Origin of the sequence: Longimicrobium sp. (assembly GCF_036554565.1) — a bacterium.
In the GTDB taxonomy this organism is placed as follows: Bacteria; Gemmatimonadota; Gemmatimonadetes; order Longimicrobiales; family Longimicrobiaceae; genus Longimicrobium.
The window spans coordinates 1-2,128 of sequence record NZ_DATBNB010000870.1 but is presented as its reverse complement, the minus strand read 5'-3'; the positions used below and the strand labels follow the sequence as shown (position 1 = coordinate 2,128).

The window sequence follows — 2,128 nt, the reverse complement described above, 5'->3', positions numbered from 1 at the left end:
TGGCTGCCTTCCCTCAGGCCCTCAACACCCTGCGCCTCGTACCGCCGCACCCACTTGTAGCCGGTTTGCCGGCTGATCCCGTACCGGCGGCACAGCTCGGCCATCGAGAACAACCCATCCTGCTGGGCGGCTACGAATTTCGGACGATCGTTCACAGGTCGTGTCGGTTGCGGCATGGCTCATCTCCGTGTCGAGGCCATGCTCGTTACCATCGCAAACTGTCAACGATCCTCCCGGTCTAAACTGTAAACAATCTACCACTCCTGTACCCGGGAGCCCCCTCCCCCCGGCCCCCATCCCCCGCTGCGCAGGGGAGGGGGAGACCTGAATCGCGCTCCGGCTGGCCTCACGTGCTCGACTCTGCATGCAGTCCGCGAAGGCGGACTTTGGGCCTTTGTTGCCGCGACTTCAGTCGCCCCAGCAGGGCTGAGGCCTTTCAGTTCCGCGCGAACGTCGTCCAGCTGGCGTACCACGGTGTGCCAGTGCCCGCGACCGCGCCCACGTGGTTCACCGGCTCGCGCATGCTGGTGAAGACGATGGGCTCGGCGGCGGTGCCGTTCGCCACGATGCGCCCGCCGCGCCGGATGACCAGGTAGCTGACGCCGGCCAGCGCCCAGCAATGCGGCCGGCCTGCGCGGCCAGGGGAGCGGCGGACGCGAGCAGCGCCGCGAAAAGAAGCGCGAGAGCAGCGCGCACGCTGCTCCCGCGGGGGTGATCGGACGGATCAACCCGTGAGATGTTCTCACGGAAAGCCCTCGCCTTGGTGCTGGTGGACAAGCTTCGCATCAGCCCGCTGAAGCGGACGCCGAAACTTGCCCAACCAGCATTACGGCGGAACCTTCCACCGGTCGCGATGCCGTCGCGATCGGCCTACACGTCGTTCCACCCTGAAAAACCGGCCTCACGCAGAGCCGCAGAGACGCAGGAAAGAAACAGAAAAGAATGCGCCTTCTTTTCTCTTCGTCTTCTCTCTGCGGCTCTGCGTCTCTGCGTGAGATCGTAGTGTCTGATCTAGAAGACGAGCTGGAACTGGACCTTGAGGCTCTTCTCGGCTTCGGCGCGCTCGGGGGTCCACACGTCGTAGTTGATGGAGATGCGGTTCAGCCCGCCGAGCCACAGGTTGACCCCGGGCGTAACGAGAATCCCGCCCATTTGCTCGACGTCCTCGCCCCCCAGAACCTCCACGCCCGTGTCGGCGTAGCTGACGCGCAGCATGGGTTCCACCCCACTGATGGATTGCGACACGCGGCCCGTGCGATACCCCGCCCAACCCTGCGCGCCGAAGAAGCGCGCGTCGCGGAACGGATCGAAGTCGCCCGCCGCGACTTCGGCGACCAGATGCGGGCCTCGGCGATCCGTGCCGATCTCCACGTCGGTCTCCCACGCGTCGCCCCGCTCCATCACGAGCTCGTCGCCCACGGTGCCGAAGTCGCGCGTGGCGTACGAAACCGCCGCGCGCACGTTGGGGATGGGCTGCACCCCCACGCGGGCCACCACCTGTCCCGTGTTCTCCTTCGGGAACTCGGTCCGCGCGGGCCCGTTGAACCAGCCGACGGCGTACGACAGCCCCAGCGGCGCCCAGGCCGGCTCGCCGCGCAACTGAATGCCCACGTCGCGGTCGGCGTAGCCCCGGTCCACGAGCAGGTTGTAGTGGTCGAACGCATTGGGAACGCCGCGGATGCGAACGCCGCGCTCGATGGGCAGGCTCCTGGCGCTGCTGTACATGGCGATCCCGCTGAACGGCCGGTACGTCTGCCCCGCCAGGATGACGATCGCGGGATCGAGCGCGAGCCGTACGTAGGCGTCGCGAAAGGAGACGCGGCTGCCCGCGAACTCGGTGCTGATCCTGCCGCTGACCAGCGGGCTCGCCTGGACGGTGGCCTCCAGCCGCACGCGCCGCAGCGCGACCTCGGCCCCGGGCACCTGGTCGGCGGTGGTGGTGGTGAACTGTGTCTGGACGCGCCCCCCCAACGTCAGGCGCGACGAGTCGGGGCCCGCGATGGTGAACCCCTGGGCCGCGCCGGGCGCCGCAGCGAAGGTGAGGGCGAGGGCAATGGCGGAAACGCGGATTCGCAGTGCAGGCATCGGGCGCGGTCGCTGGATCGTGGCGGAGGCGTGACACGCGCCA

3 protein-coding genes are annotated in these 2,128 nt (G+C 68.0%); all 3 read right to left on the bottom strand.

Translation table 11 applies throughout. The features are described from left to right. Nucleotides 1-176 (bottom strand): helix-turn-helix domain-containing protein (locus VIB55_RS25580; protein WP_349263077.1); only part of this gene is annotated, 176 nt, incomplete at its 3' end. Between the two features lie 260 nt (nt 177-436). Beyond that, nucleotides 437-565, bottom strand: a complete 129-nt coding sequence (locus tag VIB55_RS24415; protein WP_331879297.1) for a hypothetical protein — start codon at nt 563-565, stop codon at nt 437-439. A 446-nt stretch (nt 566-1,011) separates the two neighbouring features. Beyond that, nucleotides 1,012-2,085: a porin gene (locus tag VIB55_RS24410; RefSeq protein WP_331879296.1), complete on the bottom strand. Its 1,074-nt coding sequence runs from the start codon at nt 2,083-2,085 to the stop codon at nt 1,012-1,014. Between the last annotated feature and the right edge of the window lie 43 nt (nt 2,086-2,128).